The organism is Mesorhizobium shangrilense, from assembly GCF_040537815.1.
Taxonomy (GTDB): Bacteria; Pseudomonadota; Alphaproteobacteria; order Rhizobiales; family Rhizobiaceae; genus Mesorhizobium; species Mesorhizobium shangrilense.
In genome coordinates this window covers 2,116,686-2,142,435 of record NZ_JBEWSZ010000001.1, presented here as the reverse complement: position 1 = coordinate 2,142,435, position 25,750 = coordinate 2,116,686, and the positions used below count along the sequence as shown (strand labels likewise).

22 protein-coding genes are annotated in these 25,750 nt (G+C 62.4%); 15 read left to right on the top strand and 7 right to left on the bottom strand.

The window, feature by feature from the left end; all coding sequences use genetic code 11:
* Positions 1-179: 179 nt before the first annotated feature.
* Positions 180-1,715, top strand: a complete 1,536-nt coding sequence (locus ABVQ20_RS10825) for a DHA2 family efflux MFS transporter permease subunit (RefSeq protein ID WP_354459488.1) — start codon at positions 180-182, stop codon at positions 1,713-1,715.
* Positions 1,716-1,791: 76 nt separating this feature from the next.
* On the opposite strand, the gene ABVQ20_RS10820 is transcribed toward ABVQ20_RS10825, so the two are convergent.
* A complete protein-coding gene (locus ABVQ20_RS10820) occupies positions 1,792-2,307 on the bottom strand; it encodes a CAP domain-containing protein (RefSeq protein ID WP_354459487.1) in 516 nt (171 codons plus the stop codon).
* Between the two features lie 161 nt (positions 2,308-2,468).
* On the opposite strand from ABVQ20_RS10820, the gene ABVQ20_RS10815 reads away from it, so the two are divergent.
* Both ABVQ20_RS10815 and ABVQ20_RS10810 read left to right on the top strand, forming a co-directional pair.
* Positions 2,469-3,026, top strand: coding sequence for a GNAT family N-acetyltransferase (locus ABVQ20_RS10815; RefSeq protein WP_354459485.1), 558 nt, complete (start codon positions 2,469-2,471; stop codon positions 3,024-3,026).
* A 74-nt stretch (positions 3,027-3,100) separates the two neighbouring features.
* Entirely contained in the window at positions 3,101-3,499 is a 399-nt protein-coding gene (locus tag ABVQ20_RS10810) for a VOC family protein (protein ID WP_354459484.1), read from the top strand.
* A gap of 34 nt (positions 3,500-3,533) precedes the next feature.
* Here ABVQ20_RS10810 and ABVQ20_RS10805 read toward each other — a convergent pair whose 3' ends face one another.
* Positions 3,534-3,899, bottom strand: a complete 366-nt coding sequence (locus tag ABVQ20_RS10805) for a winged helix-turn-helix transcriptional regulator (RefSeq protein ID WP_354459483.1) — start codon at positions 3,897-3,899, stop codon at positions 3,534-3,536.
* 107 nt (positions 3,900-4,006) lie between these two features.
* Between ABVQ20_RS10805 and ABVQ20_RS10800 the strand changes: the two genes are divergently transcribed.
* Both ABVQ20_RS10800 and ABVQ20_RS10795 read left to right on the top strand, forming a co-directional pair.
* Positions 4,007-4,711, top strand: coding sequence for a glutathione S-transferase family protein (locus ABVQ20_RS10800; protein WP_354462157.1), 705 nt, complete (start codon positions 4,007-4,009; stop codon positions 4,709-4,711).
* A 215-nt stretch (positions 4,712-4,926) separates the two neighbouring features.
* Entirely contained in the window at positions 4,927-5,751 is an 825-nt protein-coding gene (locus ABVQ20_RS10795) for a DUF2189 domain-containing protein (protein WP_354459482.1), read from the top strand.
* Positions 5,752-5,769: 18 nt separating this feature from the next.
* Here ABVQ20_RS10795 and ABVQ20_RS10790 read toward each other — a convergent pair whose 3' ends face one another.
* The 3 genes from ABVQ20_RS10790 to ABVQ20_RS10780 form a co-directional block, all read right to left on the bottom strand.
* Positions 5,770-6,402, bottom strand: coding sequence for a LysE family translocator (locus ABVQ20_RS10790; RefSeq protein ID WP_354462156.1), 633 nt, complete (start codon positions 6,400-6,402; stop codon positions 5,770-5,772).
* 182 nt (positions 6,403-6,584) lie between these two features.
* Positions 6,585-8,558 (bottom strand): pilus assembly protein, encoded by a 1,974-nt coding sequence (locus tag ABVQ20_RS10785; protein WP_354459481.1) that lies wholly within the window; start codon positions 8,556-8,558, stop codon positions 6,585-6,587.
* A gap of 205 nt (positions 8,559-8,763) precedes the next feature.
* Complete coding sequence (locus ABVQ20_RS10780; protein WP_354459480.1) at positions 8,764-10,728, bottom strand: pilus assembly protein TadG-related protein; 1,965 nt, start codon at positions 10,726-10,728, stop codon at positions 8,764-8,766.
* Positions 10,729-11,010: 282 nt separating this feature from the next.
* Between ABVQ20_RS10780 and ABVQ20_RS10775 the strand changes: the two genes are divergently transcribed.
* Positions 11,011-11,871, top strand: coding sequence for a TIGR01459 family HAD-type hydrolase (locus ABVQ20_RS10775; protein WP_354459479.1), 861 nt, complete (start codon positions 11,011-11,013; stop codon positions 11,869-11,871).
* Positions 11,872-11,880: 9 nt separating this feature from the next.
* On the top strand, positions 11,881-12,864 hold the full coding sequence (locus tag ABVQ20_RS10770; protein ID WP_354459478.1) for a bifunctional riboflavin kinase/FAD synthetase: 984 nt from the start codon (positions 11,881-11,883) through the stop codon (positions 12,862-12,864).
* 21 nt (positions 12,865-12,885) lie between these two features.
* Here ABVQ20_RS10770 and ABVQ20_RS10765 read toward each other — a convergent pair whose 3' ends face one another.
* On the bottom strand, positions 12,886-13,440 hold the full coding sequence (locus ABVQ20_RS10765; protein WP_354459477.1) for an HdeD family acid-resistance protein: 555 nt from the start codon (positions 13,438-13,440) through the stop codon (positions 12,886-12,888).
* A gap of 198 nt (positions 13,441-13,638) precedes the next feature.
* Here ABVQ20_RS10765 and ABVQ20_RS10760 point away from each other — a divergent pair, with 198 nt between their 5' ends.
* The 3 genes from ABVQ20_RS10760 (at position 13,639) to ABVQ20_RS10750 (ending at position 18,603) form a co-directional block, all read left to right on the top strand.
* Entirely contained in the window at positions 13,639-14,445 is an 807-nt protein-coding gene (locus ABVQ20_RS10760) for a MipA/OmpV family protein (protein ID WP_354459476.1), read from the top strand.
* A 288-nt stretch (positions 14,446-14,733) separates the two neighbouring features.
* Entirely contained in the window at positions 14,734-17,724 is a 2,991-nt protein-coding gene (ileS, locus tag ABVQ20_RS10755) for an isoleucine--tRNA ligase (protein ID WP_354459475.1), read from the top strand.
* Between the two features lie 198 nt (positions 17,725-17,922).
* On the top strand, positions 17,923-18,603 hold the full coding sequence (locus tag ABVQ20_RS10750; protein WP_354459474.1) for a hypothetical protein: 681 nt from the start codon (positions 17,923-17,925) through the stop codon (positions 18,601-18,603).
* Positions 18,604-18,637: 34 nt separating this feature from the next.
* Here ABVQ20_RS10750 and ABVQ20_RS10745 read toward each other — a convergent pair whose 3' ends face one another.
* The gene (locus tag ABVQ20_RS10745; RefSeq protein WP_354459473.1) at positions 18,638-19,090 is read right to left on the bottom strand and encodes a nucleoside deaminase; all 453 of its coding nucleotides are present in this window, start codon (positions 19,088-19,090) and stop codon (positions 18,638-18,640) included.
* A gap of 180 nt (positions 19,091-19,270) precedes the next feature.
* Between ABVQ20_RS10745 and ABVQ20_RS10740 the strand changes: the two genes are divergently transcribed.
* The 5 genes from ABVQ20_RS10740 (at position 19,271) to ABVQ20_RS10720 (ending at position 25,750) form a co-directional block, all read left to right on the top strand.
* Positions 19,271-21,481, top strand: a complete 2,211-nt coding sequence (locus ABVQ20_RS10740; protein WP_354459472.1) for a pseudouridine synthase — start codon at positions 19,271-19,273, stop codon at positions 21,479-21,481.
* Between the two features lie 30 nt (positions 21,482-21,511).
* Positions 21,512-22,066 carry a 16S rRNA (guanine(966)-N(2))-methyltransferase RsmD gene (gene rsmD, locus ABVQ20_RS10735; protein ID WP_354459470.1) on the top strand — a complete coding sequence of 185 codons (555 nt, stop codon included), beginning with the start codon at positions 21,512-21,514 and terminating at the stop codon, positions 22,064-22,066.
* Positions 22,067-22,170: 104 nt separating this feature from the next.
* Complete coding sequence (locus ABVQ20_RS10730) at positions 22,171-23,541, top strand: M16 family metallopeptidase (RefSeq protein WP_354459469.1); 1,371 nt, start codon at positions 22,171-22,173, stop codon at positions 23,539-23,541.
* A gap of 3 nt (positions 23,542-23,544) precedes the next feature.
* Positions 23,545-24,897 carry a M16 family metallopeptidase gene (locus tag ABVQ20_RS10725; protein WP_354459468.1) on the top strand — a complete coding sequence of 451 codons (1,353 nt, stop codon included), beginning with the start codon at positions 23,545-23,547 and terminating at the stop codon, positions 24,895-24,897.
* Positions 24,887-25,750 carry a patatin-like phospholipase family protein gene (locus ABVQ20_RS10720; protein ID WP_354459467.1) on the top strand — a complete coding sequence of 288 codons (864 nt, stop codon included), beginning with the start codon at positions 24,887-24,889 and terminating at the stop codon, positions 25,748-25,750. The genes ABVQ20_RS10725 and ABVQ20_RS10720 overlap by 11 nt, the downstream gene beginning before the upstream one ends.

Below are 25,750 nucleotides of genomic sequence, written 5' to 3'. Positions count from 1 at the left end.
AACCCCTTTGGGCCTTCGGTTTCCGGGCGGCGAACGCCCTATGTGAACAGCCACTCTGTCGATGTAACCCCCACATCGATACTCGCGTCCCACCGCGATGAGTGTCTTTCCACAAGCAAGGCTTCGCCGCCCGGAATCCCAGCGTACACGTTTTTGTTACCGGTTGGAAGTTCCGTACCATGAGCACGCCAGAACCCTTCAAGGAAGTGCCGCACCGCGGCCTGATCACGGTCGCGCTCATGCTGGCGACGATCATGCAGGCGCTCGACACGACGATCGCCAACGTCGCGTTGCCAACCATGACCGGCGATCTCGGCGCCTCTCCGGACAACATCAACTGGGTGCTCACCTCCTACATCGTTGCCGCCGCCATCATGACGCCGGTGACCGGCTGGGTGGCGGACCGCATCGGCCGCAAGGAACTGTTCCTGACGGCAGTGGTCGGCTTCACCGTTTTCTCCATGCTGTGCGGCATCGCCTGGAGCCTGGAGACCATGGTGTTCTTCCGGCTGATGCAGGGCGTGTTCGGTGCGGCGATCGTGCCTCTGTCGCAGACCTTCCTGCTCGACATCAACCCGAAGGAGCGCCACGGCCAGGCGATGGCCATCTGGGGCGCCGGCATCATGCTGGGGCCGATCCTTGGCCCGACCCTGGGTGGCTGGCTGACCGAGAATTTCAACTGGCGCTGGGTGTTCTTCATCAACCTGCCGGTCGGCATCATCGCCTTCCTCGGCATGGCCGCGTATCTTCCAAGCGTTGCCCGGCGCATCCGAAGCTTCGATTTCTTCGGCTTCGCCATGCTCTCGCTTGGTGTCGGCGCGCTGCAGCTGCTGCTCGATCGCGGCGGCGAGGTCGACTGGTTTTCCTCGGTCGAGATCTGGATCGAGCTCGGTCTTTCCATAACCGGCTTCTGGGTGTTCATCATTCACTCGGTGACGGCGGAACACCCCTTCATCGACCCGAAGATCTTCGTCGACCGCAATTTCGTGACCGGGCTGGCGTTCATCTTCGTCATGGGCGTGCTCATTTTGGCGAGCATGGCGCTGCTGCCGCCAATGCTGTCGGTCATTTTCGGCTATCCCACCATCACCATAGGTCTCGTCATGGGGCCACGCGGTGTCGGCACGATGGTTTCGATGCTGGTCGTCGGGCGGCTGATGACCAAGATCGACGCCAGGATTCTCGTCGTCATCGGCTTTCTGTTGACCGCGCAATCGCTCTATACGATGGCGGGCTTCACGCCTCAGATGGACAATTGGCTGATCATCAGCTCCGGCGTCATCCAGGGCCTGGGAATGGGAATGGTGTTCGTGCCGCTGTCCACCATTGCCTTCGCCACGCTCGACGCGCGCTTCCGCACCGATGCCACGGCTTTGTTCAGCCTGGTGCGCAATCTTGGCTCGTCCATCGGTGTGTCTGTCGTGACGGTGCTGTTGGTCCGCAACACGCAGGTCAATCACGCGGAGCTGTCAGCCTTCATCAACCCGTTCAACCCGAATCTGTGGGCGGCCTCGCCAGCCGCCGCCGGCGGCGATCCAACAGCGCTTTCACAGGTGGATGGCATGGTCAATATCCAGGCGATGATGATCTCCTACGTCAACGACTTCAAGCTGCTGATGATGATGACGCTGCTTGCCATCCCGTTTGTTTTCCTGCTGCGCAAGCCGGCGCGGGCGCCGGCCGGCGGCGGGGCGCCTGCCGTGCACATGGACTAGGATTTCCGGTCCGCATCTGATGGGCAAGTTCAAGGCGACGACCAAGTAGGGCCGACTGTGCACCCCTACCGGGAGCCTACTTTCCGAGCACCAGCGCCCAGTAGCGGACAGCATTGTCGCGCCCGTCACGGACATAGGCGAGGCCAAAGCGCGTGAAGCGCGGGTCGAGCATGTTGCGGCGGTGGCCCGGCGAATTCATCCAGATATCGAGCAGCTTCTGCTGGTCGAATCGCCCCTCGGCGATGTTCTCGGCGGCCGCACCTGTGATGCCGTTGTCCTTGACGCGCGAGGCAAAATCCTTGCCCCAGCCTGTTGTATGGTTCATGCGGCCACTGCGCGCCATGTACTTGGCCTGTTGCAGGGCCGCCTGTTCGAGTTGTGGATCGGGCGCCAGCGGTCCAAGCCCGCCGGCAGTCCGGATTCCGGCAAGCGTGGCGGCCGCGGACGATGAAGCGCCGGCGCCTTCGCCGGCCGGAAGCGAGACGGTGCCGCACGCGGCAAGCCCGGCCAATGCGATAAAGCCGGCGGCTTTGATCAGCATTCGTCTGTTCACGGGGGAGCGGGCGTCATCAGCGTTTTTTGCAGGGGTCATGGCTGCCTCACATAGCCGCGATCATGGCTTTTGGCGGGCAGGGGACGAAATTTGCGCCAGAATAAGCGGCGAGTGGAGATTCCGCTGGCCGCTTTGCATAGATTGGACGCGCGCCTGGCATCCGCCAGCAGACCCGAGAGTTCATACGATATGAGGACCTGATGCGAACGGCTGTCCGTACATTTCCCACCCTGTCCACAGAGCGTTTGGTGTTGCGTGCGCCTCTGCAGGAGGATGCCACTGCTTTCGGCCGCATCCTGTCGAACCCCGATGTTACGTGCTTTTCGAACTGGCCGACCACACCGAACAAGGCCCATGTAGAGCGGGTCATGAAATGGATGGCAAAGGCGTTCGGCAGCGGCAAGGGATGCGCCTGGATGATCGAGGATCGGGAGTCGAAACGGCTGGCTGGCGCGATCCGATACAACCACTTCGAGGCAAAATGGAAGTGTGGCCAGATCGGTTATGAATTGCATCCTGATTTTTGGGGAAAAGGCCTGATGACCGAGGCCGCCATTGCGGTCGCCGTCTGCGGCCACAGGTTCTTCGGCCTCAACCGCATCGAGGCATGGACGCTGCCCGGAAATACCGGATCGGACCGTGTGTTGGAAAAATCCGGATTCCGCTATGAGGGAACACTCCGGCAGAAAGCGTGGTTCAAGGGAGACTTCCATGATTTCCGGATGTTCGGGCGGCTCGCCGGCGATCACGCTGACTGAATTAGGCTGCGTCGGCTGGGAGAGCCGGCAAAAACCAATCGACTGTGCCGATCAAAGACAAGGATTTCCGCAACATGCTTCACCACGTGTCTTTTGGGGTTTCGAATATCGAGCGCTCGGTGGCATTCTACGATGCAGTGTTTGCGCCGCTTGGCTACCAGCGGGTCTGGGAAGATCTCAGACCTGATGGACCCGATCAGGCCGTAGGCTATGGCGTTGCCGGCGGCGGCGACAAGCTGGCGATCAAGCTTCGCCCGCAAGGCCAGCGTCCGCCGGGTCCGGGTTTTCATCTGGCCTTCGCGGCCCCGGATCGCCACAGCATTGCTCTCTTCCATGCCGCCGCACTCGCTCATGGCGGCCGTGACAACGGCGCGCCCGGTCCCCGGCCAGACTATGGCCCGCACTATCACGCGGCTTTCGTCATCGATCCCGACGGCCATCACATCGAGGCGGTTTTCAACTCGCCAGGCTAGATTCTGGCGTTTCGACGCCTGGGCTTGAAAATCTCTAGGCTGCTGTTCCCAGGCCTGTTTCCTGGTTCGAAGCAATCGGATCGGTGCGATCATCCCCGGTGCGCTCCCACCATGCGCCCAAGGCGTCTATGAGCGGAACAAGACTGCGCCCCGCTGCCGTGAGGCTGTAATCGACGCGGAGCGGATAGCCTGAATGCGCGGTCCGTCGCACGATCCCGGCATCCTCCAGCTTGCGCAGTTCCAACGCCAGCATGCGGTGCGACACCGTCGGATTGTCGCGCCTCAACTCGCTGAATCGCTTGGTTCCATCCTTCAGATAGTAGAGGAGCAATGTCGGCCAGCGACCGCTGAGCACACGCATCGCCTCTTCGATCGGACAGCGTGAGACGACATCCTTCATGGGCCGATCCTGGTTACAAAATAGTGCGTAATTTACATGGGACGACCAGTGATTAGGGTCAAGTTTCGCTGCGCGGCGTGATCCCTGAATCATGGAAGAGACAACAAATGGAACCTATCCTCCTTTATGGCTTCCCGGCGGGAAGCTCGCTGGGTCTCGTCGCTGCCTTTGAACGCGTCGGGCAACCCTACCGTCTGTGTCGTGTCGACATGCTCGCTGACATGAAGAACGACGCCTATGCCCGTATCAACGGCCGTCAGGAAACGCCGGTGCTGATCACCGATGAAGGCCGAATTCTGACCGAGACCATGGCCATCGCCGCGTGGCTTGAGGCACGTGATACACAGCGTCGTATCAGCTTTGATCCTCGCTCTCCCGATGCCGACCGGATGCATCAACTGATGGCTTTCGTGAACACCGGTTTCACGGCGGCCTTCAGTCCGCTCTGGGTGGCATTCGAGATGGTTTCGGCCGATCCGGCGCTGCTGGCGACGCTGCGTGATTTTGGCCGCAAGGGTGTCGCCGATCGCCACGACCGCCTTGAGGCAATGATTGCCGACACGGACTTTCTGGTCGGCGAGCACCTGACCCTGGCTGACACAACTTTGATCGGCGTGGCGCGCTGGGCTGAGTTCCACCAGGCGGTCGAAGGGGCGGCCTATCCAAAACTGGCTGCCTTGCGTCGCCGGATCGAAAGCGATCCGGCGGTGCAATACGCGCAGTCCGTTGAGGACGGCTCCATGCCGGCGGGTTCGGGAGCCTGCCTTGGCCATGTGCCGCTGGCCGAAGTGATTGGTCGCTTCGCCGCCTAGAACACCTCGGCCGCATTCAGCCGCGCGGAACTTGCAGTGTCTTGCGCCGCGCGGTGCCTGTTGATTTGTCCGCGGCAGATCGCACGTCTTGCCGCCATCTGTCCAAGCATTTGGCGACAACCCTTGCCAAATCGGCTATCATCCCTTGGTACGAGAAGTGGCAGCTATGGGCGGCCATCCTGGCGGTGACCGCCCCGACACACGGGAGGAAGGTTATGGCCGGCTTTCATGTCATGGCGGACGCACGTGGGATGCACGTGCAGCCCACGGTGCGACGCATCACCATTGACGATTTGAGGGACGCCCTGCGTCTCGGCGCCGAGGATTTCTGGGCAAAACCTTCGCACTACGTGTTCCTGTGCCTGATCTATCCGATCGTTGGCCTGATCCTAACGCAGTGGACGTCCGGCGCGAATGCCATCCAGCTCATCTACCCGCTGATGTCCGGTTTCGCGCTCGTCGGCCCGTTCGCCGCGATCGGCCTCTACGAGATCAGCCGCCGGCGTGAGCTCGGCATGAACACCTCCTGGCGGCACGCACTCAATGTCCGGCATTCGCCAGCACTGCCCTCGATCGCGGTGATCGGCATCATGCTGCTGGCGCTGTTCCTGCTGTGGATGTTCACCGCGCAATCGATCTACACAAGCCTGTTTGGCGACCAGCCGCCGGCCTCGATCGGTGGCTTCATCCGCGAGGTGCTGACGACGAGCCGCGGCTGGACCCTGATCCTGCTCGGCAACGCCGCCGGCTTCGTCTTTGCCGTGATCGTGCTGGCGACGACAGTTGTCGCCTTTCCGCTGATGCTCGATCGCGATGTCGGCGCGGTGTCGGCAATCGAGACCTCCGCGCGGGCAGTGATGGCAAATCCGCTTATGATGGCGCTGTGGGGGCTTCTGGTCGCAGTGCTGCTGGTCGTCGGCTCGATCCCGCTGTTTGCCGGGCTTGCCGTGGTCATGCCCATCCTCGGCCACGCGACCTGGCATCTCTACCGCAAGGTGGTCGAGCCGGAGCGGGCGCAGCAAATCAGGCGACCGATGTAGCGCGCGTCTGAACGCAGGTTAACGCTGCGCCTCGGTCGCCATCTTTAGCGCAAGCGCGGTCAGCACCGTGCCCATCATCCAGCGCTGGATGACCAGCCATAGCGGCCGGCCGGCGAGGAAGGTCGCGATCGAGCCGGCCGTCACGGCGATGATGGAATTGACGGTGAGGCTGATCGATATCTGCGTGGCGCCAAGCACCAGAAGCTGCGACAGTACGTGTCCCTTGCCGAGGCTGATGAACTGCGGCAGCAGCGACAGATAGAGCACCGCCACCTTCGGATTGAGCAGATTGGTCACCAAGCCCATGACGAACAGCTTGCGCGGCCCGTCCTTCGGCAGTTCGCGAACCTGGAAAGGCGAACGACCGCCCGGCTTCACCGCTTGCCAGGCCAGCCACAGCAGATAGAGCACTCCGGCAAAGCGCAGCGCGTCGTATGCCAGGGGAACCGTCATCAGCAGCGCAGTGATGCCGAACGCCGCCGACAGTACATAGAACAGAAAGCCAAGCGCCACGCCGCCCAGCGAGATCAGCCCGGCCTTAGGCCCTTGCGACAGCGATCGCGAGATCAGGTAGATCATGTTGGGGCCGGGCGTCAGCACCATGCCGAGGCAGACCAGCGCGAAAGCGATATGGTTGGCGGTGTCGGGCATTGCCTTGATCTCCGGCCACGCCGTGTCTGGCGCGTGGCGATGAAGCATGTTCACGCTCGCCGACGACCAAGGCGGAATCCAAAAAGTGTGATCTCACGAGCGCTGGATATGTGCCCGGGCCAGCGCCGGCGCGCAAGGACATCGCGACGCCAGTCATTGCGCCAGAGGGTGTTGTTGGCTGATCAGCCGACGACGCGCAGGTTCGACAGTTCGTTGCCGATTTCCTTGAAATCGTTCGACAGCGAAGCGCCGGTGGCATTCCAGAAGAGTTTGGCCGGCTTGGTCGGGTCTGCCGGATCCTTGCGGAATCGCGACTCGGAGGAGCAGGCCTTGAGCGCCTCGATTGCCTTCTTGTCGCCGGCATTGGTCAGCGATAGGTCGAGTGCCACCGTCATGACCATGATGTTGGCTGCCTTGGCATTGTTGCAAAGCGTCGTCATCTGTTCGTTGAGCGCGGCTGTGTAGTTGCTGTTCGAATAATTGAACTGGCCGATGGCGCTCGATGTGCCGCCAAACAGCCGGGTGACCGAAGTGCTGTTGTAGCCGAGGCCCGTGTAGCCGTAGGCTGCATAGGTGGACTTGTTGCCGGCGGGATCGCTGCCTGGAACCGAATAAGTGTTCTCGCCATCGGTCAGCACGATGACGACCTTGTCGTTGCCCTTTTCCGTCTCCGGCCGCCCTTCGGTGAAGGGCTCGCCGCTGGACACGGTGCGCCAGCCCCAGGCCATGCCTTCCGGCACATTGGTGTTGCCATTCGGCGTCATCAGGTCGATCGCCGCCTTGATGGCAGTCAGGCCATCCGGTTTGCTGACATCGGTCAGCGGCGTGATGGGCGTTGTCGTGCAACTGTAGTTGGGACCGGCGCCCTTGCCGAGCACGGGCGCATCGATCGGCCGCGGCATGAAGTATTTGGCCATGTTGCGCTGCTGGTTTTTGCCGGTGGTGCTCGACGGGTCGTCGTTCCACCAGCTGTTCGCGGCGCCGTAGGTCTTCGGCCTGTCCTCATCAGGATCTTGCGTCACCTTCCAATGGTTGCCAGGTTCGTCCGGGGCGAACATCGGCACGAATATCGTTGCGGGATCGCCGACGCCAATGCCGGTATTGTTGGGACCACCGGAGGCCGGCGTGTCGCTGACATTGTGGGGGTAAGGCCGTACCTCGACACAGCCTTGCCAACTGGCGAAAGGCCCGTAGGTGTCGATATAGTCGAACTCGTCGTGGCTGCGGGCACATGTGTGGTTGGAGCGATATTCGTCGCAGACGACACGCTTGCTTCCAACGATGCGCTCGTGGCTGGTGACGACCTTCATGTCGCGATAGAGCGAAAACCGGGTCAGCATCTGCCCTTCTTCCACTCCCCAGCCAGTACCGCGCTTGTACCAGATGCCGTTGGATTTCTGAGCATATTTGTTCGCCGCGCTCAGCGTAGACCAGTCGAAATTCTCGTGGTGCAACGACGACAATCCATAGGTGTCGATCCACGCCGCATTGTCGTTTCCGGTGCCGACATTGACCGAGGCCGCGAAGGGCACGAGGCTGAACTGGACGGGCTTGTCGATCTGCTTGATCAGCGCGGACTGTAAGGCCAGCGTATCGACCAGTTGCTTGGCCGCGGTCTTGAGAAGGTCGATGCGCTTTTGTCCCGAACCCGTGCCCGGCGTGGTCATCGATCCGGAATTGTCGAGCACCATGGCTACTTCCAGCGTGTTCTTCAGCCGCACTTCCGACGCGACATCGAAGCTGATCTTCTTGTTTCCATCCGCTTGGGATTGACCGACAAGCTGGGCAAGGACGGGGTAGAAATAGGGCTGGTAGTCCAGCCGCGCGCTCATCTTCATCAAGCCACCGCCTGTGCTGTTGCTTGGCAGCACGACATTGAGCGTGGTGTTGGCTGGGTTGACCTTGTTGAGGTTGGCGTTGAAGAAGTCGAGCGCGTAGGCCCTCAACTGGTCGTCCGTGGCGCCCTCGACCAGCCGTCGCGCGGTGGCGACGTTGGCTGCGTCGAGCGCGTTCAGCACCATCTGCTTCTGCCGGTTCATCTCCGTGAAGTCGACCGCCAGCGCGAGGCCACCCGCCAGCGGAATCATGGCCAGTACGGTCATGAGTGCATAGTTGCCGCGCCTGTCGCGGCAGAACTGGCGCCAGAATTCCCACATGTCTTGAAGCGGCCCCCGCCGTCGTATCAGCAATGCCGGCAAGGTCTCAGAAAACGCTGAAGGGCGAGTGTGGGAAAATGCTCGATTGCTTGGTCGGCGCTTCACCCAACGCTAACCACGGCGGCAGGTCGTGTGTAGGATGTCTTCGAACCTTGATGAAGCGCCCTGCCGGGAGCGGGGTGGTCCACGGCAGGATTTCTCGGGGTCAGCCGACGATACGCAGGTTCGACAGTTCGTCGGCGATTTCCTTGAAATTGTCCGACAGTGTCGCCCCGGTCGCGTTCCAGAACAGCTTGGCTGGCTTGCTGGGATTGGCAGGGTCCTTGCGGAAGCGAGAATCAGAAGCACAGGCAGTGAGCGCCGCTATGGCCTTCTTGTCGGCGGTTTTTGTCGTGCTGAGGTCAAGCGAGACCGTCATCACCAGAATGTTTGAATTCTTTGCATTGGTGCAAAGGGTCTGCATCTGCTCATCCAACGCCGCCGTGTAGTTACTATCCGTGTAGGTGGTCTTGCCGATCGCGGTGCTCGTGTTCATGAACAAGCGAGTGACGCTTCCCGAGCCCGGGTAGGTCAGACCCGTGTAGCCGTAGGCGGCGTAGGTCGATCTGTTCTTCGCATAGCTGGCATCGCTGACGGAGCTGTAGGTGTTGGCGCCATCGGTCAATACAATGATTACCTTGTCGTTGCCCCTTTCTGTGTTCGGCCGCCCCTCGGTGAAGGGCTCGTTACTCGATACCGTCCGCCAACCCCAGGCCAGGCCTTCTGGCACGTTCGTGTTGCCGGTCGACGCCATGGCATCGATGGCATCGTCGATCTCCTGTTTCTCCGCTGCCTGGGTCACGTCCTTCAACGGCGTGATCGGACTGGTCGTGCAGCCCGAATTCGGACCATCCCCCGCGGCTGCAGACGTGGATCCATAGGGCTTGATCAGGAAATATTTGCGCATGTCGGACTGCCGTTGCACAGCGGTCGGAGTTCCGGTGTAGTAGGGCCAATCAGCCCACCAGTTGTTGCTGTAGTTGTAAGACAGGCTGTCGACGTCGTTGGTGCCGTCCCTGTTGAAATCGCGCCATAGCGTACCGGCCTCATCCGGTGCGAACATGGGAACGAAGAGTGTGGCCGGGTTGGCAGCATCCGGCGTGGTGTCGTCGTTATTGTATGGCGAAGGCCTCGCCTCTACGCAACCTTGCCAGCTTGCGTAGCGGCTGGTGGTGTAGATGTACTGCGGGGTGGTCCAATGACCGCTGCTGCACGTGCCATTTTTCTTGTATGTATCACAGATATACTGCTTTGAATTGGGCACTTCCTCACGGCCGGATTCGACCGTCATGTCGGCATAGAGACTGAAACGGGTCAGCTTCTGGTCCTTGGTGTCGCCCCAGCTGGCACCGCGCTTGTACCAGACACCGTTGACATTCTGGGCGTATTTATTTGCATCGTTGCCTGAGGTCATCGTCGTCCAGTCGAAATTCTCGTGCTGGATCGGGGAGATGCCGTCCCGGTCCATCCAATCGTCTTGATCGTGCGTGGGGCCTACGTTGACCGACGCCGAAAACGGAACCAGGGAAAATTGGACTGGCCGGTCGATCTGCCTCATCTGCTGAGCCTGAGCTGCCATAGTATCGACCAGCTGCTTTGCAGCTTTCTTCAGAAGGTCTATGCGCTTCTGGCCGGTCCCGGAGCCAAGAGTGTCCATCGACCCGGAATTGTCGAGCACCAGCGCAACCTCTAGCGTGTTCTTGAGGCGGACCTCAGAGCATGCCGAGAAACTGAATTGGGTAGAGTTTGCGGATCCACCAATCAACATGGCCGCAGCCGGCAGGAAATAAGGATGATATGTCAGGGAAGAACAGAGTTTTAGGGTTCCGCCGCCTGTATTGTTGTTAGGCAAAGTGACGGTAAGGGCCGTGTTGGCCGGGTCGATTTTCGCCAGATTTGTTTCGAAGAAGGTCTTGGCATAGGCCTTGACGTCGCTATCAGTGGCACCAGATGCAATTTGTCGGGCCGACGCGATGCCGGCTGCATCCAGCGCGTTCAGGGTAACCTGCCGCTGGCGCACCAGTTCCGCATAGTCGACCGCCAGCGCCACAGCACCCATGATCGGCACCAGGCTGATGGCGGTCACCAACGCAAAGTTTCCGCGCCGATCCCGGCCGAATTTGCCAATCATGTTCTTGAGTGCCCCGCAGCAAGACCCACCTGCTGGCGCAACAATCTCATTAATCATTAAATTTCAGGTTGCTGAAATACCTCGAAGAACGGTGCTGCTGTTCAGCAGCCGCTAACCATATCGCGTTTCGCCTCCATCTGGCCAAGGCGGGATGCCACCACTGACGCACCACGTCGTCTGGTGAAAGCTGGTGACAGCGTGAAGCGGTTCGGTTAATTCGAACCGGGCCGTGGCGGACCGTCGGCGATGGCTCTCGCAATGATCACGATTCAAGGAAGCAACATGGCGGATTCGCCTGAAATCATCGGCTCGCTCACGGATGTGTCGAAGGGTTATTCGGCGATCCTCTGCGATGTCTGGGGTGTGGTCCACAACGGCGAAAGTCATTTCCCCGTGGCGGCATCCGCTCTGGAGGCCGCGCGCAATTCGGGAATACCTGTTGTCCTGATCACCAATTCACCGCGCAGGAATACTGATGTGGTGGCGCAGATGAACGCGATCGGTGTCCCCGCAGGTGCTTACGACCGTGTGGTGACCTCCGGTGACGTCACGCGCGACCTGATCGCTGAAGGGCCGCGAAAGATCTTCCATATCGGCGCCGATCGGGATCTGACCATCTATGATGATCTCGACGTCGAGCTTGTCGAGGAATTCGAGGCGTCCGGCGTGGTCTGCACCGGCCTGTTCGACGACGAGGTGGAAAAGCCCGAGGACTATGCCGAGCTTTTGCAACGGTTGCGCGCCAGGAACCTGCCTTTCATCTGCGCCAACCCCGACATCGTGGTGGAGCGCGGTGAGCGGATCATATGGTGCGCCGGGGCGTTGGCTCGCGACTATGCGCAACTCGGTGGCCGCACGCTGATCGCGGGCAAGCCTCATGCGCCGATCTATGCGGTTGCGCTGGCGGAGGTCGCCGACATTCTTGGCCGTCCGATCGAACGAAAGGAAGTTCTGGCTATTGGCGACGGCATGATGACCGATGTGAAAGGAGCCGCCGACAACGGCCTCGACGTGCTCTATGTGTCGGGTGGCATCCATGCCCGCGACTATGGGGATTCGCAGCGACCTGATCCCGTCATGCTCGCCGCTTTCCTCGAAAAGCACGGCTATCGGCCCGTCGCCGTCATTCCGAGACTGCGATAGGGTCGGCCGATGACGAACGCCTTCGAACACATTTCGGCTGTTTCGCCGCTGCCGGCGCATTTGCGCGGCGGTGTCGTGGCGATCGGCAATTTCGACGGCGTTCATCGCGGTCATCAGGCGGTGCTCGACCGTGCGCTGGCCGAGGCGCGCCGGCGCGGCGCGCCAGCCCTGGTGCTGACTTTCGAGCCGCATCCACGAAAGGTGTTCAGGCCGGACGTTCCGCTCTTCGTGCTGACGCCACCGCAAATGAAGGCGCGGCTGCTTGCAAGACTGGGTTTTGCCGCGCTCGTCGAGCAGCCTTTTGATCGTGACTTTGCTTCCTTGTCGGCTGAGTCTTTCGTCACCGACGTGCTGGATGGAAATCTTGGCGTTACCCATGCCGTGACCGGTTTCGATTTCCACTTCGGCAAGGATCGCCAGGGCGGCCCTGCCTACCTGATGGCGGCTGGCGAGCGTCACGGCTTTGGCGTCACGCTGGTCGACGCCTTCCGCGACGAGGGGGCCGAGGTGGTGTCGTCGAGCCGCATCCGCGCATTGTTGTGCGAAGGTGAAGTTGCCGAGGCTGCCGGGCTGCTCGGCTACCGTTTTACAGTTGAAGGTCAGGTGATCGGCGGGCAGCAGCTCGGTCGCACGCTCGGCTTCCCGACCGCCAATATGAGGCTCTCGCCGGAAACCAATCTGAAGGAAGGCATCTATGCCGTCCGCTTTCGCCGCGCCGACGGCACGCTTCATGATGGCGTCGCCAGTTTCGGCCGCCGCCCGACAGTTGACGACAATGGCGCACCGCTTCTGGAAACCTTCGTCTTCGACTTCTCCGGCGATCTCTACGGCGAGATCTGTGCGGTGTCCTTCTTCGGCTTCCTGCGATCCGAGGTGAAGTTCGATGGACTGGATGCTCTGGTCGCGCAGATGAAGCGCGACGAAGCCGAGGCGCGGGCACTCCTGGCTGGCGTCAAGCCGCTTTCCGAACTCGACGCCGCCATGGCTTTTTGAACGGTTTCTTCCGCGCGGGATCTACTTCTTAAGGGCCAAGCCGACGGCAATGAAAGTCCAGCCCTGGAAGATCAGATCGATCGCCAGGAAAAGCCCGAGCACCCAAACGCTGTTGACCGGCCAGCCCATGGCGATGATCAGGCCGGCAAGCGCGCTGATGAGGCCGGCCGCGACGATCCAGCCCCAGCCGCTCTCCGGTCGGTGGCTGAAGCCGACCCAGGCCCTGAGCACGCCGGAAGCAATGAGTGTGACCGCCAGCAGCAAGGTCAGCACGGTGGAGGCCAGCAACGGATTGTCGAAGGCGAAGAAGCCGGCGACCGCATAGAGAAGTCCGCTCAGCAGCCAGTAGAAGAAGCGCCCCCAAGTCTTCACGCCGAAGGCATGCACGATCTCGATGACACCCGCCATCAGCATCAGCCAGCCGACCACATAAACCGAGGCGACCGTGGCAATGAACAGATTGGCGAATGCGATGGCGCCGAAGATGAGCAGCAGCACGCCGAGCGCGACGAACCATCCCCATTTCGCACGTGTCTGGCCAATCGCAGTTTTGAGAACATCGCCATTCAGGGTCATCGCCGCCATCTCCATTGAATGTCCTGGCATGTTGCCGATACGGAGGTTAGCCTCGAAGGCCTTGCCCGTCCAGCGAGCGTCTTGCGGCGGGCACACGCCAAAAAAGCCGGAGCATCCCTGTCGAATTTAAATCAAATTTTACCAACCCACCGCAAAGGCTTGCTATCAAGACGGGCCTTGTATGTGTACGGAGTGACAATGCGTTCTGTCAGGACGATTCCGGTGGTTTTGGCCACCTTCATGCTGGGCGCGACCGGCGTCGCCGAGGCCGGTGACGGCGCCTTTGGCTGGATGTCTGGCGACTGGTACCTGACGCTCGGGGCGACCGGCATGGTCGCGCCGAGTTTCGAGGGCGGCAAGAGATACCTGCTCAGCGCCTCGCCAATCATTTCGTTGGGCAAGGCCGGCCCGCAGGCCCGCTTCGTTTCCCGCAACGACAACATCTCGCTGGCGCTGATCGACGACGGCGGGGTGAGGGCCGGCCTGACCGGCAAGTTCCTGTTCTCGCGCAGCAGCGACGACGAGCTGAAGGGTCTCGACCCGGTGCGCTGGGGCGGTGAGGTCGGTGGCTTCTTCGAATTCTATCCGACGGACTGGCTGCGCGCGCGCGCCGAGTTGCGGCACGGCATTCGCGCCCATAATGGCTTTGTCGCCGACATCGCCGCCGACGCCTTCTACGACGTGACGCCCACTGTGAGGATTTCGGGCGGACCGCGCGTCTCGTTCGCCTCCGCCAACTATTTCGATGCCTATTACGGCGTCAATGCGCAGGAGGCCGCGGCCTCCGGCCTCAGCGAATACAATCCGGGCGGGGGGCTGAAATCGACAGGCCTTGGCGGCGCCATAACGTGGAAGGTGACCGACCCGATGACGGCCAGCCTGTTCGGCGAATACTCCCGCCTCATGGGTCCGGCGGCCGATTCCAGCCTGGTCAGGGAGCGTGGTGATCGCAACCAGTTCACGATCGGCGTGTCGACCACCTATCGCTTCGACTTCACGATGTAGCCGAATCCAGCAAGAGACGCTTTATTCTTGCCTCTTTGTCCGCTAAAAGCCCGCTTATGACGAGCTTTTCGCGTCTCATCGCCATTGCGATACGAATTACCGGCCCGGTGTTTCGGGCAGCCTGAGTGCTGCCGGAACCGCCGGGAATCTTGCGCGCGGCCTCTCGCGCTTTCCAGATCATCAACGCATATCGCCCAAAAGTGGCTCCGGTTTTGGGGAATCGATATGCGCCAAAGCGAAGACCTCAACGCCGCAGGCCGTCTGGCCGGGCACGCACATGGCAGAGCAATGACCGACGAAACGCCCAACAATTCGACAATCGATTACTCCAAGACGCTTTACTTGCCGCAGACGGATTTTCCGATGCGCGCCGGCTTGCCGGAAAAGGAGCCGGTGCTGGTCAAGCGCTGGCAGGACATGGACCTTTACCGAAAACTGCGCGAAAGCGCGGCCGGCCGCACGAAATACGTGCTGCATGACGGGCCGCCCTACGCCAACGGCAACATCCATATCGGCCATGCGCTGAACAAGATCCTCAAGGACGTCATCACCCGCTCGTTCCAGATGCGCGGTTATGATTCCAATTATGTGCCGGGTTGGGACTGCCACGGCCTGCCGATCGAATGGAAGATCGAGGAACAGTATCGCGCCAAGGGCAAGAACAAGGACGAGGTGCCGGTCAATGAATTCCGCAGGGAATGCCGGGAGTTCGCCGCGCACTGGATCTCGGTGCAGGGCGGCGAGTTCCAGCGTCTCGGCGTCATCGGCGACTTCAAGAATCCCTATACGACGATGGCGTTCCACGCCGAATCGCGCATCGCCGGCGAGCTGTTGAAATTCGCCATGTCCGGCCAGCTCTACCGCGGCTCCAAGCCGGTGATGTGGAGCGTTGTCGAGCGCACCGCCCTGGCCGAGGCCGAGGTCGAATACCAGGACTATGAAAGCGATACGATCTGGGTGAAATTCCCGGTGGCCAATATCGCCATCGCTAGCGTTCCGGATGCCGAATCCGCGACATTGTTTCCGGGCCTGAGCGGGCAGTCCCTGGACTTGCTGGAGGCTCATGTCGTCATCTGGACGACCACCCCGTGGACCATTCCCGGCAATCGTGCCGTCAACTATTCGCCGCGCATCGGCTATGGCCTCTACGAGGTCACGGCCGCGGAGAATGCTTTCGGCCCGCAGCCCGGCGAAAAGCTGATCTTCGCCGCGGCTTTGGCCGAGGCGTCGGCCGACAAGGCCAAGGTCACCTTGAATCATCTTCGCAACGTCAGCACCGAAGAGCTTGGAAGCCTTGTGCTTTCGCATCCTTTCAAGGGTTTCGGCGGCGGTTACGAATTTCCGGTGCCGATGCTGGCCGGCGACCATGTCACCGACGATGCCGGCACCGGCTTCGTCCACACGGCGCCTGGCCATGGCCGCGAGGACTTTGACGCCTGGATGGATGCTGCGTCGGACTTGCGTGCACGCGGCATCGACGCCGCGATCCCGTTCACAGTCGATGATGGCGGCTTCTTCACCAAGGACGCGCCGGGCTTCGGCCCCGACCGTGAGGGTGGGCCAGCCCGCGTCATCGACGACAACGGCAAGAAGGGCAATGCCAACCAGGCCGTCATCGACGAACTGATCAAGCGCAACGCGCTGTTCGCGCGCGGCCGGCTGAAGCACTCCTATCCGCACTCCTGGCGGTCGAAGAAGCCGATCATCTTCCGCAACACGCCGCAATGGTTCGTCTACATGGACAAGGACCTCGGCGACGGCTCCACGCTGCGCAGCCGCGCGCTGAAGGCGATCGACGACACGCGTTTCGTGCCGGCCGCCGGCCAGAACCGCATCCGCGCCATGATCGAGGAGCGCCCGGACTGGGTGCTGTCGCGCCAGCGCGCCTGGGGCGTGCCGATTGCCGTGTTCGCCGACGCGGACGGCAATGTGCTGAAGGACGAAGCGGTCAACCAGCGCATCATGGATGCCTTCGAGGCGGAAGGCGCCGACGCCTGGTTCGCCGCTGGTGCCAAGGAGCGTTTCCTGGGCAATCACGACGCGTCCAAATGGAAGCAGGTGATGGACATCCTCGACGTCTGGTTCGATTCGGGTTCGACGCACGCCTTCACGCTGGAAGACCGCCCCGACCTGAAATGGCCGGCCGACGTCTATCTCGAGGGTTCCGACCAGCATCGCGGCTGGTTCCATTCCTCGCTGCTGGAAAGCTGCGGCACCAGGGGCAGGGCGCCTTACGACACCGTCGTCACCCATGGCTTCACCATGGACGAGGACGGGCGAAAAATGTCGAAGTCGCTCGGCAACACGGTGGTTCCGCAAGACGTCATCAAGCAGTCGGGCGCGGATATCCTGCGGCTGTGGGTGGTGACGACGGATTATTGGGAAGACCAGCGGCTCGGCAAGAACGTGCTGCAGACCAACATCGACGCCTACCGCAAGCTGCGCAACACCATCCGCTGGATGCTGGGCACGCTCGCCCATGACGATGGCGAAGAGGTGCCGCTGGAGAAAATGCCGGAGCTGGAGCGGTTGATGCTGCACCGGCTGGCCGAGCTGGATGAAGTCGTGCGCTCGGGCTACGACGCTTTCGAATTCAAGCGCGTCACGCGCACACTGCTCGATTTCATGGTCGTCGAGCTGTCGGCCTTCTATTTCGACATCCGCAAGGACGCGCTCTACTGCGATGGGCCTTCCAGCGTGAAGCGCAAGGCCTCGGTGCAGGTGGTGCGGCATTTGTTCGACTGCCTGGTGAAGTGGCTGGCGCCGATGCTGCCCTTCACCACCGAGGAAGCCTGGCTCGACCGACATCCGGACGCCGTCTCGGTGCATCTCGACCAGTTTCCCCAAATTCCGTCGAACTGGAAGAACGAGGCGCTGGCGGAGAAATGGCGCAAGGTCCGGCAGGTGCGTCGCGTCGTCACCGGCGCGCTTGAGATTGCCCGGGCCCAGAAGGTCATCGGTTCGTCGCTGGAGGCGGTGCCTGTCGTCGCGCTCGACGATGCCGCGCTCGAAGCGGCGATCGCCGATGTCGACATGGCGGAGATGGCCATCACCAGCGATCTGGTCATCGTTCATGGCAAGGCACCTGCGGGCGCCTTCGCGCTCGACGACGTCAAGGGCGTTGCCGTCGTGGTCGAGAAGGCCGAGGATCGTGGCCTGGTGAAGTGCGCGCGCTCGTGGCGCTACACCGCCGATGTCGGGCAAGATGCGGAATTCCCGGATGTTTCGGCCCGCGATGCCGCGGTTCTGCATGAGCTGAAGGCGTTGGGACGGATTTGAGCCACCAAACAGGTGCACAAATGCCACTGCGGGCGACCTGTGGCCGTCCGCGCGTTGCCCTTAACGAGTGGTTGAGATAGATAGGCGAAACTCCGGAAGACAAATTGTCGCCGGATTTCCGTTGGAAGAGCATATGCGATGGGGACCGGACTTTGCCCGGTGGCGATCGAGAGGCTGTCTAGAGTGGGACTTTTTGATATGACCGAGAGATATAACGCGCGCCTTGCGCTGCTGGCGCCGCTTGTCGTATCGGGCCTCGCTCTGTCCGGTTGCGTGGGGTCGCCCACCTACGGAACCGACAAGACCGCCGGCGCGCAGCTGGCTGGCGATATCACCGGTGCGTTCTCATTCGCGCCGAAGACCAAGACCCCGATTGATTACAAGCCGCGTCCGACGCTGGTGAAGCCGGCGCCAGGGCAGAAGGAAGCGCTGCCGGCCCCGCAGGAAAGCATCCAGACCGCCAGCGCTCAATGGCCCGAATCGCCCGAACAGCGTCGCGCACGTCTGCGTGCCGATGCCACCGCTCACCAGAACGATCCGTCGTATCAATCGCAAATGGTCGATGACGTCCAGACCGATCCGGCTTCGGTGAAGAAAGCGATGGCGGATGCGGCCTCGAGCCACCCGCCAGCATGGACCCCGGCGGATTCCGACAAGGGCCGCGCCGCCGAAATCCAGCGCCGTCTCGCCGATAGCAAGCAGGGCGATCCGAACACCCGCAAGTATCTCAGCGAACCGCCGGTGGCCTATCGTGTCGCCGCCGACACCGCGCCGCAGGGTGACCTCGGCGAAGATGAATACAAGAAGGAACGTCGCCTCAAGAAGGAGGCGGAAGGCAAGAAGGGCAGTGGCTGGTTCGACTGGCTGCCTTCGCTCTAAGAGAGCGTGGTGCAGGGAGCGTTGCTTGTCCCGGTCAGGGGGCGCGCCGCTCGCGAAAGAAATCTTTCAGAAGAAGTGCGGCGTCGCTTTCGCCAATGCCTGGATAGATGTCGGGCGCGTGATGGCAGGTCGGCGAGGCAAAGAAGCGCACGCCATTGACCACCGCGCCGCCCTTCTCGTCCGTGGCACCGAAATACAGGCGGCGTAACCTGGCGAAGGAAATGGCGCCCGCGCACATGGCGCAGGGTTCCAGGGTCACGTAGAGATCATGGCCGGTGAGCCGTTCGCTTGAGAGTTTGCGGCAGGCCTCCCGGATCGCCAGTATCTCGGCATGCGCCGTCGGGTCGGCAAGTTCGCGGGTGCGGTTGCCGGCGCTGGCAATGACGGTAGCGCCGCTGGCGATGACCGCGCCGACCGGCACTTCGCCGCGCAGGGCGGCGGCCTCGGCCTCTTTCAGCGCCAGTGCCATGAAATCCGGCCGCTTCACGCGGTTTCCATTCCGATTATCTCCTCGCCACTCGACGGCGATCCTGTTATCTAGCCCACAATCCGAAAATCGGACTCGGTTTTCGGAAAGGATCATGCGCAAAATCAAAAGTGCTACGGCGTCCTGTGCGCGTCCGAAAGGATGCGCCACGCTGTAGCAGCGCAAACGGACAAAGGCCACATGGACGACAACGACAAGAAATTCCGGCCCAAAAAGGGTCCGGCCCACGGCACGAAATCGGCGGGGCCGCGCAGCCGCGACGGCGCACCAGGCAAGGGCGGCAAGCCGTCCTTCGGCGCGAAGAAACCCTACGCGCCTCGTGGCGACCGTCCAATGGCGGCGGATGGCGAGCGGCCGAAGCGTGACTTCAAGGCCGGCGACAAGCCGTTCAGCAAGGGGCCGCGCCCTGAGGGCAAGCCTTTTGAAAAGCGCGAAGGCCCACGCAAACCCTATGCGCCGCGTGGCGATCGTCCAGTTGCAGCCGATGGCGAGCGCCCGGCACGCACCTACAAGCCGCGCGCGACTGGCGAAGGCGACGCACCGCGCGCCGAAAGGCCGTTCCACAAGGGACCACGCCCCGAAGGCAAGCCTTATGAAAAGCGGGAGGGTCCTCGCAAGCCCTATGCGCCACGTGGCGATCGGCCGATGGCCGCCGACGGCGAGCGCCCGGCACGCACCTACAAGCCGCGCGCGACTGGCGAAGGCGACGCACCGCGCGCCGAAAGGCCGTTCCACAAGGGACCACGCCCCGAAGGCAAGACTTATGAAAAGCGGGAAGGACCACGCAAACCCTACGCGCCGCGCGGCGACCGGCCGGCTGCGGCGGCTGAGAGTGGCGAAAGGCGCTTTGATCGCCCCAAGCGCGATTTCAGCGATCGCGCGCCGCGTGACACCGGCGATCGTGTTCGGCACGACACCGGCGATCGTCCCAAGCGAGACTTCGCGGATCGTCCCAAGCGTGATTTTGCCGGCGATCGGCCTCAAGGAGCATCAGCCGGTGGCTTCAAGCCGCGCCCGCGCCCAGCTGAAGCGACCGAGGAAGCCGGTGAGCGCATCGCCAAGCGGCTGGCCCGCGCCGGCCTTGCTTCGCGCCGCGACGCCGAGGAACTGATCGCGGCTGGCCGCGTCAAGGTCAACGGCAAGGCACTGTCCTCGCCGGCCTTCAATGTCATGCCCGGCGACGTCATCCATCTTGATGGCATGGAAATCCCGCCAATCGAGCGGACGCGGCTGTTCCTGTTCCATAAGCCGGCCGGCGTGGTCACCACCAACCGCGACCCCGAGGGACGCAAGACCGTCTTCGACGTGCTGCCGACGGATTTGCCGCGACTGATGACAATCGGGCGGCTCGACATCAACACCGAAGGCTTGCTGTTGCTCACCAATGACGGTGGACTGGCGCGCGTGCTCGAACTCCCGGCCACCGGCTGGCTGCGGCGCTACCGCGTGCGCGTCCACGGCAAGGTCGAGGAAAGCGCGCTTGCCGGCCTGCGCGAAGGCATCGCCGTCGACGGCGTCTTCTACGGCGCCATCGAAGCGACGCTCGACCGCGAGCAGGGCACCAATGCCTGGCTGACGCTTGGCCTACGCGAAGGCAAGAACCGCGAGGTGAGGAACATTCTCGGCGCGCTTGGTCTCGACGTGACGCGCCTGATCCGCATTTCCTACGGACCGTTCCAGCTCGAGGATCTGCGCGAAGGCCATGTGTTGGAGATCAAGGGCCGCGTGCTGCGCGACCAGCTCGGTGAGCGGCTGGTCGAGGAATCCGGGGCCAATTTCGACGCCGAGATCACCAAGCCGTTTTCCAACAAGCCGGTGCGGCGCGAGGCGGTGCGCGAAGAAGAGCCCGAGCGGCCGAAATTCACCCGCGATGGTGAGCGTCGTCCGATCGGCGAGGGTGGCCTGATCAAGAACCGCAAGCGCCGCGAGAACAGCCGCGACGAAGCGCTGGGCAAGCTGTCGACAAGTCCCGACAGAAGCGCGGGGCCGGAGAAGAGCTTTGGCGAGCGTGGCCCCAGGCCCGAGCGCGGCGGTTTCGGCGACAAACCCCGTGGTGGCTTCGGCGACAAACCTCGTGGCGGCTTTGGCGACAAGCCGCGCGGTGGCTTTGGCGGCAAGAAATCCGAACGCGAGCAGAAGCCGATAGACCCGCCGGGTCAGCGCAAGGCCAATGTCTGGATGGCGCCGGGCGCGCGGCCGATCGGCAAGGGCAGGGCCGAGGCCGATGCGGCCAAGGCGGCCGATGCCAAGGCGCGCAAGGCCTCGTTCAAACCGGCTTACGGCAAGCCGGTTGGTGCAAAGCCGTTCGGCAAGCCACGTGGCGAGCGTCCGGGCGGCGCCGGTGGCGGTGAGCGGCCGCGCAGCGGCCCCAAGGGACCCAGGACGAGATGAGGCCCAGGGCGAAATGAGGTTCAGGGCAAAATGAGAATCGTTGGCGGTGAGTTTCGCGGGCGTCCGCTGGCGACGCCGCGCACCAACGCGATCCGCCCGACCACCGATCGCACCCGCGAGGCCGTCTTCAACGTGCTGGCGCATCGGTTTTCCGACAAGCTGCAGGGCGGGCGCGTGCTGGATCTGTTCGCGGGTACTGGCGCGCTCGGCCTTGAGGCTTTGTCGCGCGGTGGGGCTTACGGCGTCTTCATCGAGGAATCGGCGGAAGGCCGTGGGCTGATCCGCGACAATGTCGAGACGTTTGGCCTGACTGGGCGCACCAAGATATTTCGCCGCGACGCCTCCGCGCTGGGCGAGGCGGGCACGCTTGCCCCGTTCGATCTCGTCTTCGCCGATCCGCCCTATGGCAAGGGCCTTGGCGAACGCGCCCTGCAGTCGGCGAAGGCCGGCGGCTGGCTGCGTCCCGGCGCGCTCTGCGTTGTCGAGGAGGCTGCGGCGGCGGCCTTTGATGCCGGCCCGGGCTTCTCTGTCATCGACGAGCGCAATTATGGCGAGACGGTCATCCGCTTCATCGAGGCCTGCTGAACTCGGCCTCTTTACGGCCTCCTTTGCCGGCAACATGACCAACAATTCACTTTGCATGTCGCAGGCACCTGCCTATCGTCCGACCATGAAAACCGGAGCCATTGATGACATTTCAGGCTGAATGGCTGCGGGCAATGTTGCTGTCGACATCGCTGGTTTTCGCGGCAACCGGTCCGACGCTGGCCGATTCCGCGCCGGGCGAGGGGAAGGTGACGGATTTCCTGCTCGACAATGGCATGGAAGTCGTGGTCATCCCCGATCACCGCGCGCCGATCGTCACCCATATGGTCTGGTACAAGATCGGCAGCGCCGACGAGCCGCCGGGAAAATCCGGCATCGCGCATTTCTTCGAGCATCTGATGTTCAAGGCGACGACCAACCATGCGGCCGGTGAGTTCGACCGCGCCGTGTCCGACATTGGCGGCTCCAACAACGCTTTCACGTCCTACGACTACACGGCCTTCCACGAAACGGTCGCGCCGCAGGCGCTCGAACAGATGATGAGCTTCGAGGCCGACCGGATGCGCAATCTCATCCTGACCGACGATGTCATCAAGACCGAGCGCGACGTGATCCTCGAGGAGCGTCGCATGCGCATCGACAACAACCCCGAAGCGGTGCTCGATGAAGAGGTTGATGCCACACTCTGGCAGAACCAGCCCTACCGCATTCCGGTCATCGGCTGGATGCAGGAGATGGAGCAATTGAACCGTACCGACGCCACCGCCTTCTACGACAAATACTACAGGCCCAACAACGCCGTGCTGATCGTGGCCGGCGATGTCGAGCCCGATGCGGTCAAGGCGCTGGCCGAGAAGACCTTTGGCAAGGTGGCGCGTGGTCCCGATCTGCCACCGCGCGTTCGCCCGATCGAGCCGGAGCAGAACACCAAGCGCACGGTGACGCTCTCCGACGCCCGCGTCAGCGTGCCGAGTTTCTCGAAGCAGTGGGTGGTTCCATCCTACCACTCAGGCAAGGATGGCGAAGCGGAAGCGCTCGACCTGCTGGCCGAAATCCTGGGTGGCGGGACGCGCAGCCGGCTCTACCAGCAGCTCGTGGTCAAGCAGGGCATTGCGTCCAACGCCGGTGCCTTTTTCCAGGGCACCATGCTCGATGACACCAATTTCACCGTCTACGGCGCGCCGCGCGGCGATGCCAAGTTGGCGGATGTCGAGGCGGCTGTCGACGCCGAGGTGATGCGCATCGCCAAGGATGGCGTGACCAGCGAGGAACTGGAAAAGGCCAAGGATCGATATGTGCGCTCAATGATCTTCGCGCGCGACAAGCAGGATTCGATGGCGAACATCTACGGCTCGACGCTGGCCACGGGCGGCAATGTGCAGGATGTCCAGCAATGGCCGGATCGCATCCGCAAGGTCACCGCCGATGAGGTCAAGGCCGTTGCCGCCCGCTATCTCGTCCTCGACCATTCGACAACCGGCTATCTCTTGCCGCAAACCCAGGCGGGGAATTGATCGATGACGCGGCTCGGTACCATTCGTTTCCGTCTGCACATCGCGGTCCTCTTCCTGTCGGTGTTGTTCCTGATCTTGCCGGCGGTCACCGCGCGCGCCAGCGTGGCCATCCAGGATGTGAAGTCGTCGAAGGGCGTCGATGCCTGGCTTGTGGAAGACTATTCGGTGCCGATCATCGCCATACGCTTCGTCTTCGACGGTGGCTCGACGCAGGATCCGCCGGGCAAGGAGGGGCTTGCCAATCTGATGACCGGACTGTTCGACGAGGGTGCCGGCAATCTCGACAGCGAGGCTTTCCAGATCCGCCTTGACGACGTCGGCGCGGAAATGAGTTTCGACGAGCGGCGTGACGGCACCTATGGGTCGATGCGCATGCTGGCCGAGCGCAAGGACGAGGCATTCGATCTCTTGCGGCTGGCCATCACGCAACCGCGTTTCGACCAAGCGCCGATCGACCGCATTCGCGCCCAGATTCTGTCCGGCATCATTGCCGGCGAGAACGACCCCGACACGATTGCCCAGACCAAATGGGCCGAAGCCATCTATGGCGCCCATCCCTATGCCCGATCCGATCAGGGCACCAGGCAGAGCATCGCCACGATCACGCCGGATGATCTTCGCGCTTTCCACAAGGCGAACTTCGCCCGCAGCGGCCTGCATGTCGCGGTTGTCGGCGCCATCGACGCCGAAACGCTGAAGCAAAAACTCGACCTGCTGTTCGGTGACCTGCCGGAAAAGCAGCAACTCAAGCCGGTTGCCGATATCGACCCAAGGCTGGCGCAGCATGTCGAGGTCAACTACGCCCTGCCGCAGACCTCGTTGCAGCTGGCCTATCCGGGCGTGAAGCGGGATGCTCCGGATTTCTTCGCGGCCGCCTTGATGAACGAGATCCTCGGCGGTGGCACCTTCACCTCGCGCCTGTTCAGCGAGGTGCGCGAAAAGCGCGGTCTAGCCTATAGCGTCAACTCGTCGCTGATCAACCAGGACCACGCCGACGCGCTGATCATCACCACCGCGACGCGCTCGGACCGGGCGGCGCAGACACTTGGCATCGTCCGCGATGTGGTGAAGCGCATGGCCGAGGAAGGTCCGACCGAGGAGGAACTCGCGGCGACAAAGAAATACATGATCGGCGCCTACGCCATCAACAATCTGAATTCCTCTAGCGCCATCGCGGCGACCCTGGTTGAGCTGCAGGTCGACAAGCTCGGCATCGATTACATGCAGCGGCGGACGGCCTACATCAACGGCGTGACGCTCGACCAGGTCAAGGCCGCGGCCAAGAAGCTGCTCTCCGCGGAACCGGCCATCATGGTCGTCGGGCCGAAGCTCGGCGAGGTTGCCAATGGAGGCTAGTTTCGGCATCGCCTTCGGCGGCGGCGGCGCGCGCGGACTGGCGCATATCCACGTCATCGAGGCTTTGGACGAACTGGGGATCAAACCGGCGGCGATCGCCGGCTCGTCGATCGGCGCAATCATGGGCGCCGGCATGGCATCGGGCATGACCGGCAGGGAAATCCATGATTATGCCCGCTCGATTCTCGGCCGGCGCACCGAGGTGGCCAGCCGCATGTGGCGGGCGCGGCCGGAAACCTTCGCCGAGGCGATGCAGGGCGGGCTAAGGGTCAGCCAGTTCAATGTCGAGCGCATTCTCAAGGCCTTCCTGCCCGAAGCGGTTCCCGAAACCTTCGCCGAGCTGAAGATCCCGCTGAAGGTGACGGCGACGGACTATTTCGGCCACAAGCTCGCTGTGTTCAGCGACGGCGATCTGCATTCAGCCCTTGCCGCCTCGGCCGCGATACCCGCGGTGTTTCGCCCGGTGATGCGCGACGGAAGGCTGCTGATCGACGGCGGCATCTACAATCCCGTGCCCTTCGACCTGATCGAGTATGATGCCGACATCATCATCGCCATTGACGTCGTCGGCGCGCCGGATGAGGCCGGGGGCAAGCCGCCGACCTCTGTCGACCTGATGTTCGGCGCTACGCAACTGCTGATGCAGTCGATCATCGCCAACAAGCTGAAGCAGCGCCAGCCCGACATATTGATCCGCCCGGCGGTGTCGAAATACCGCGTTCTCGATTTCATGAAAGTCGACGCCCTGATGAGCGAGACGGCGGATATCAAGGACGAGCTTAAGCGGCAGATCGAAAAGGCGGTGCAGGCGCGTGCCGGCAAGGGCAAACGCGGCAAGCGCGTCGCCGGTTGA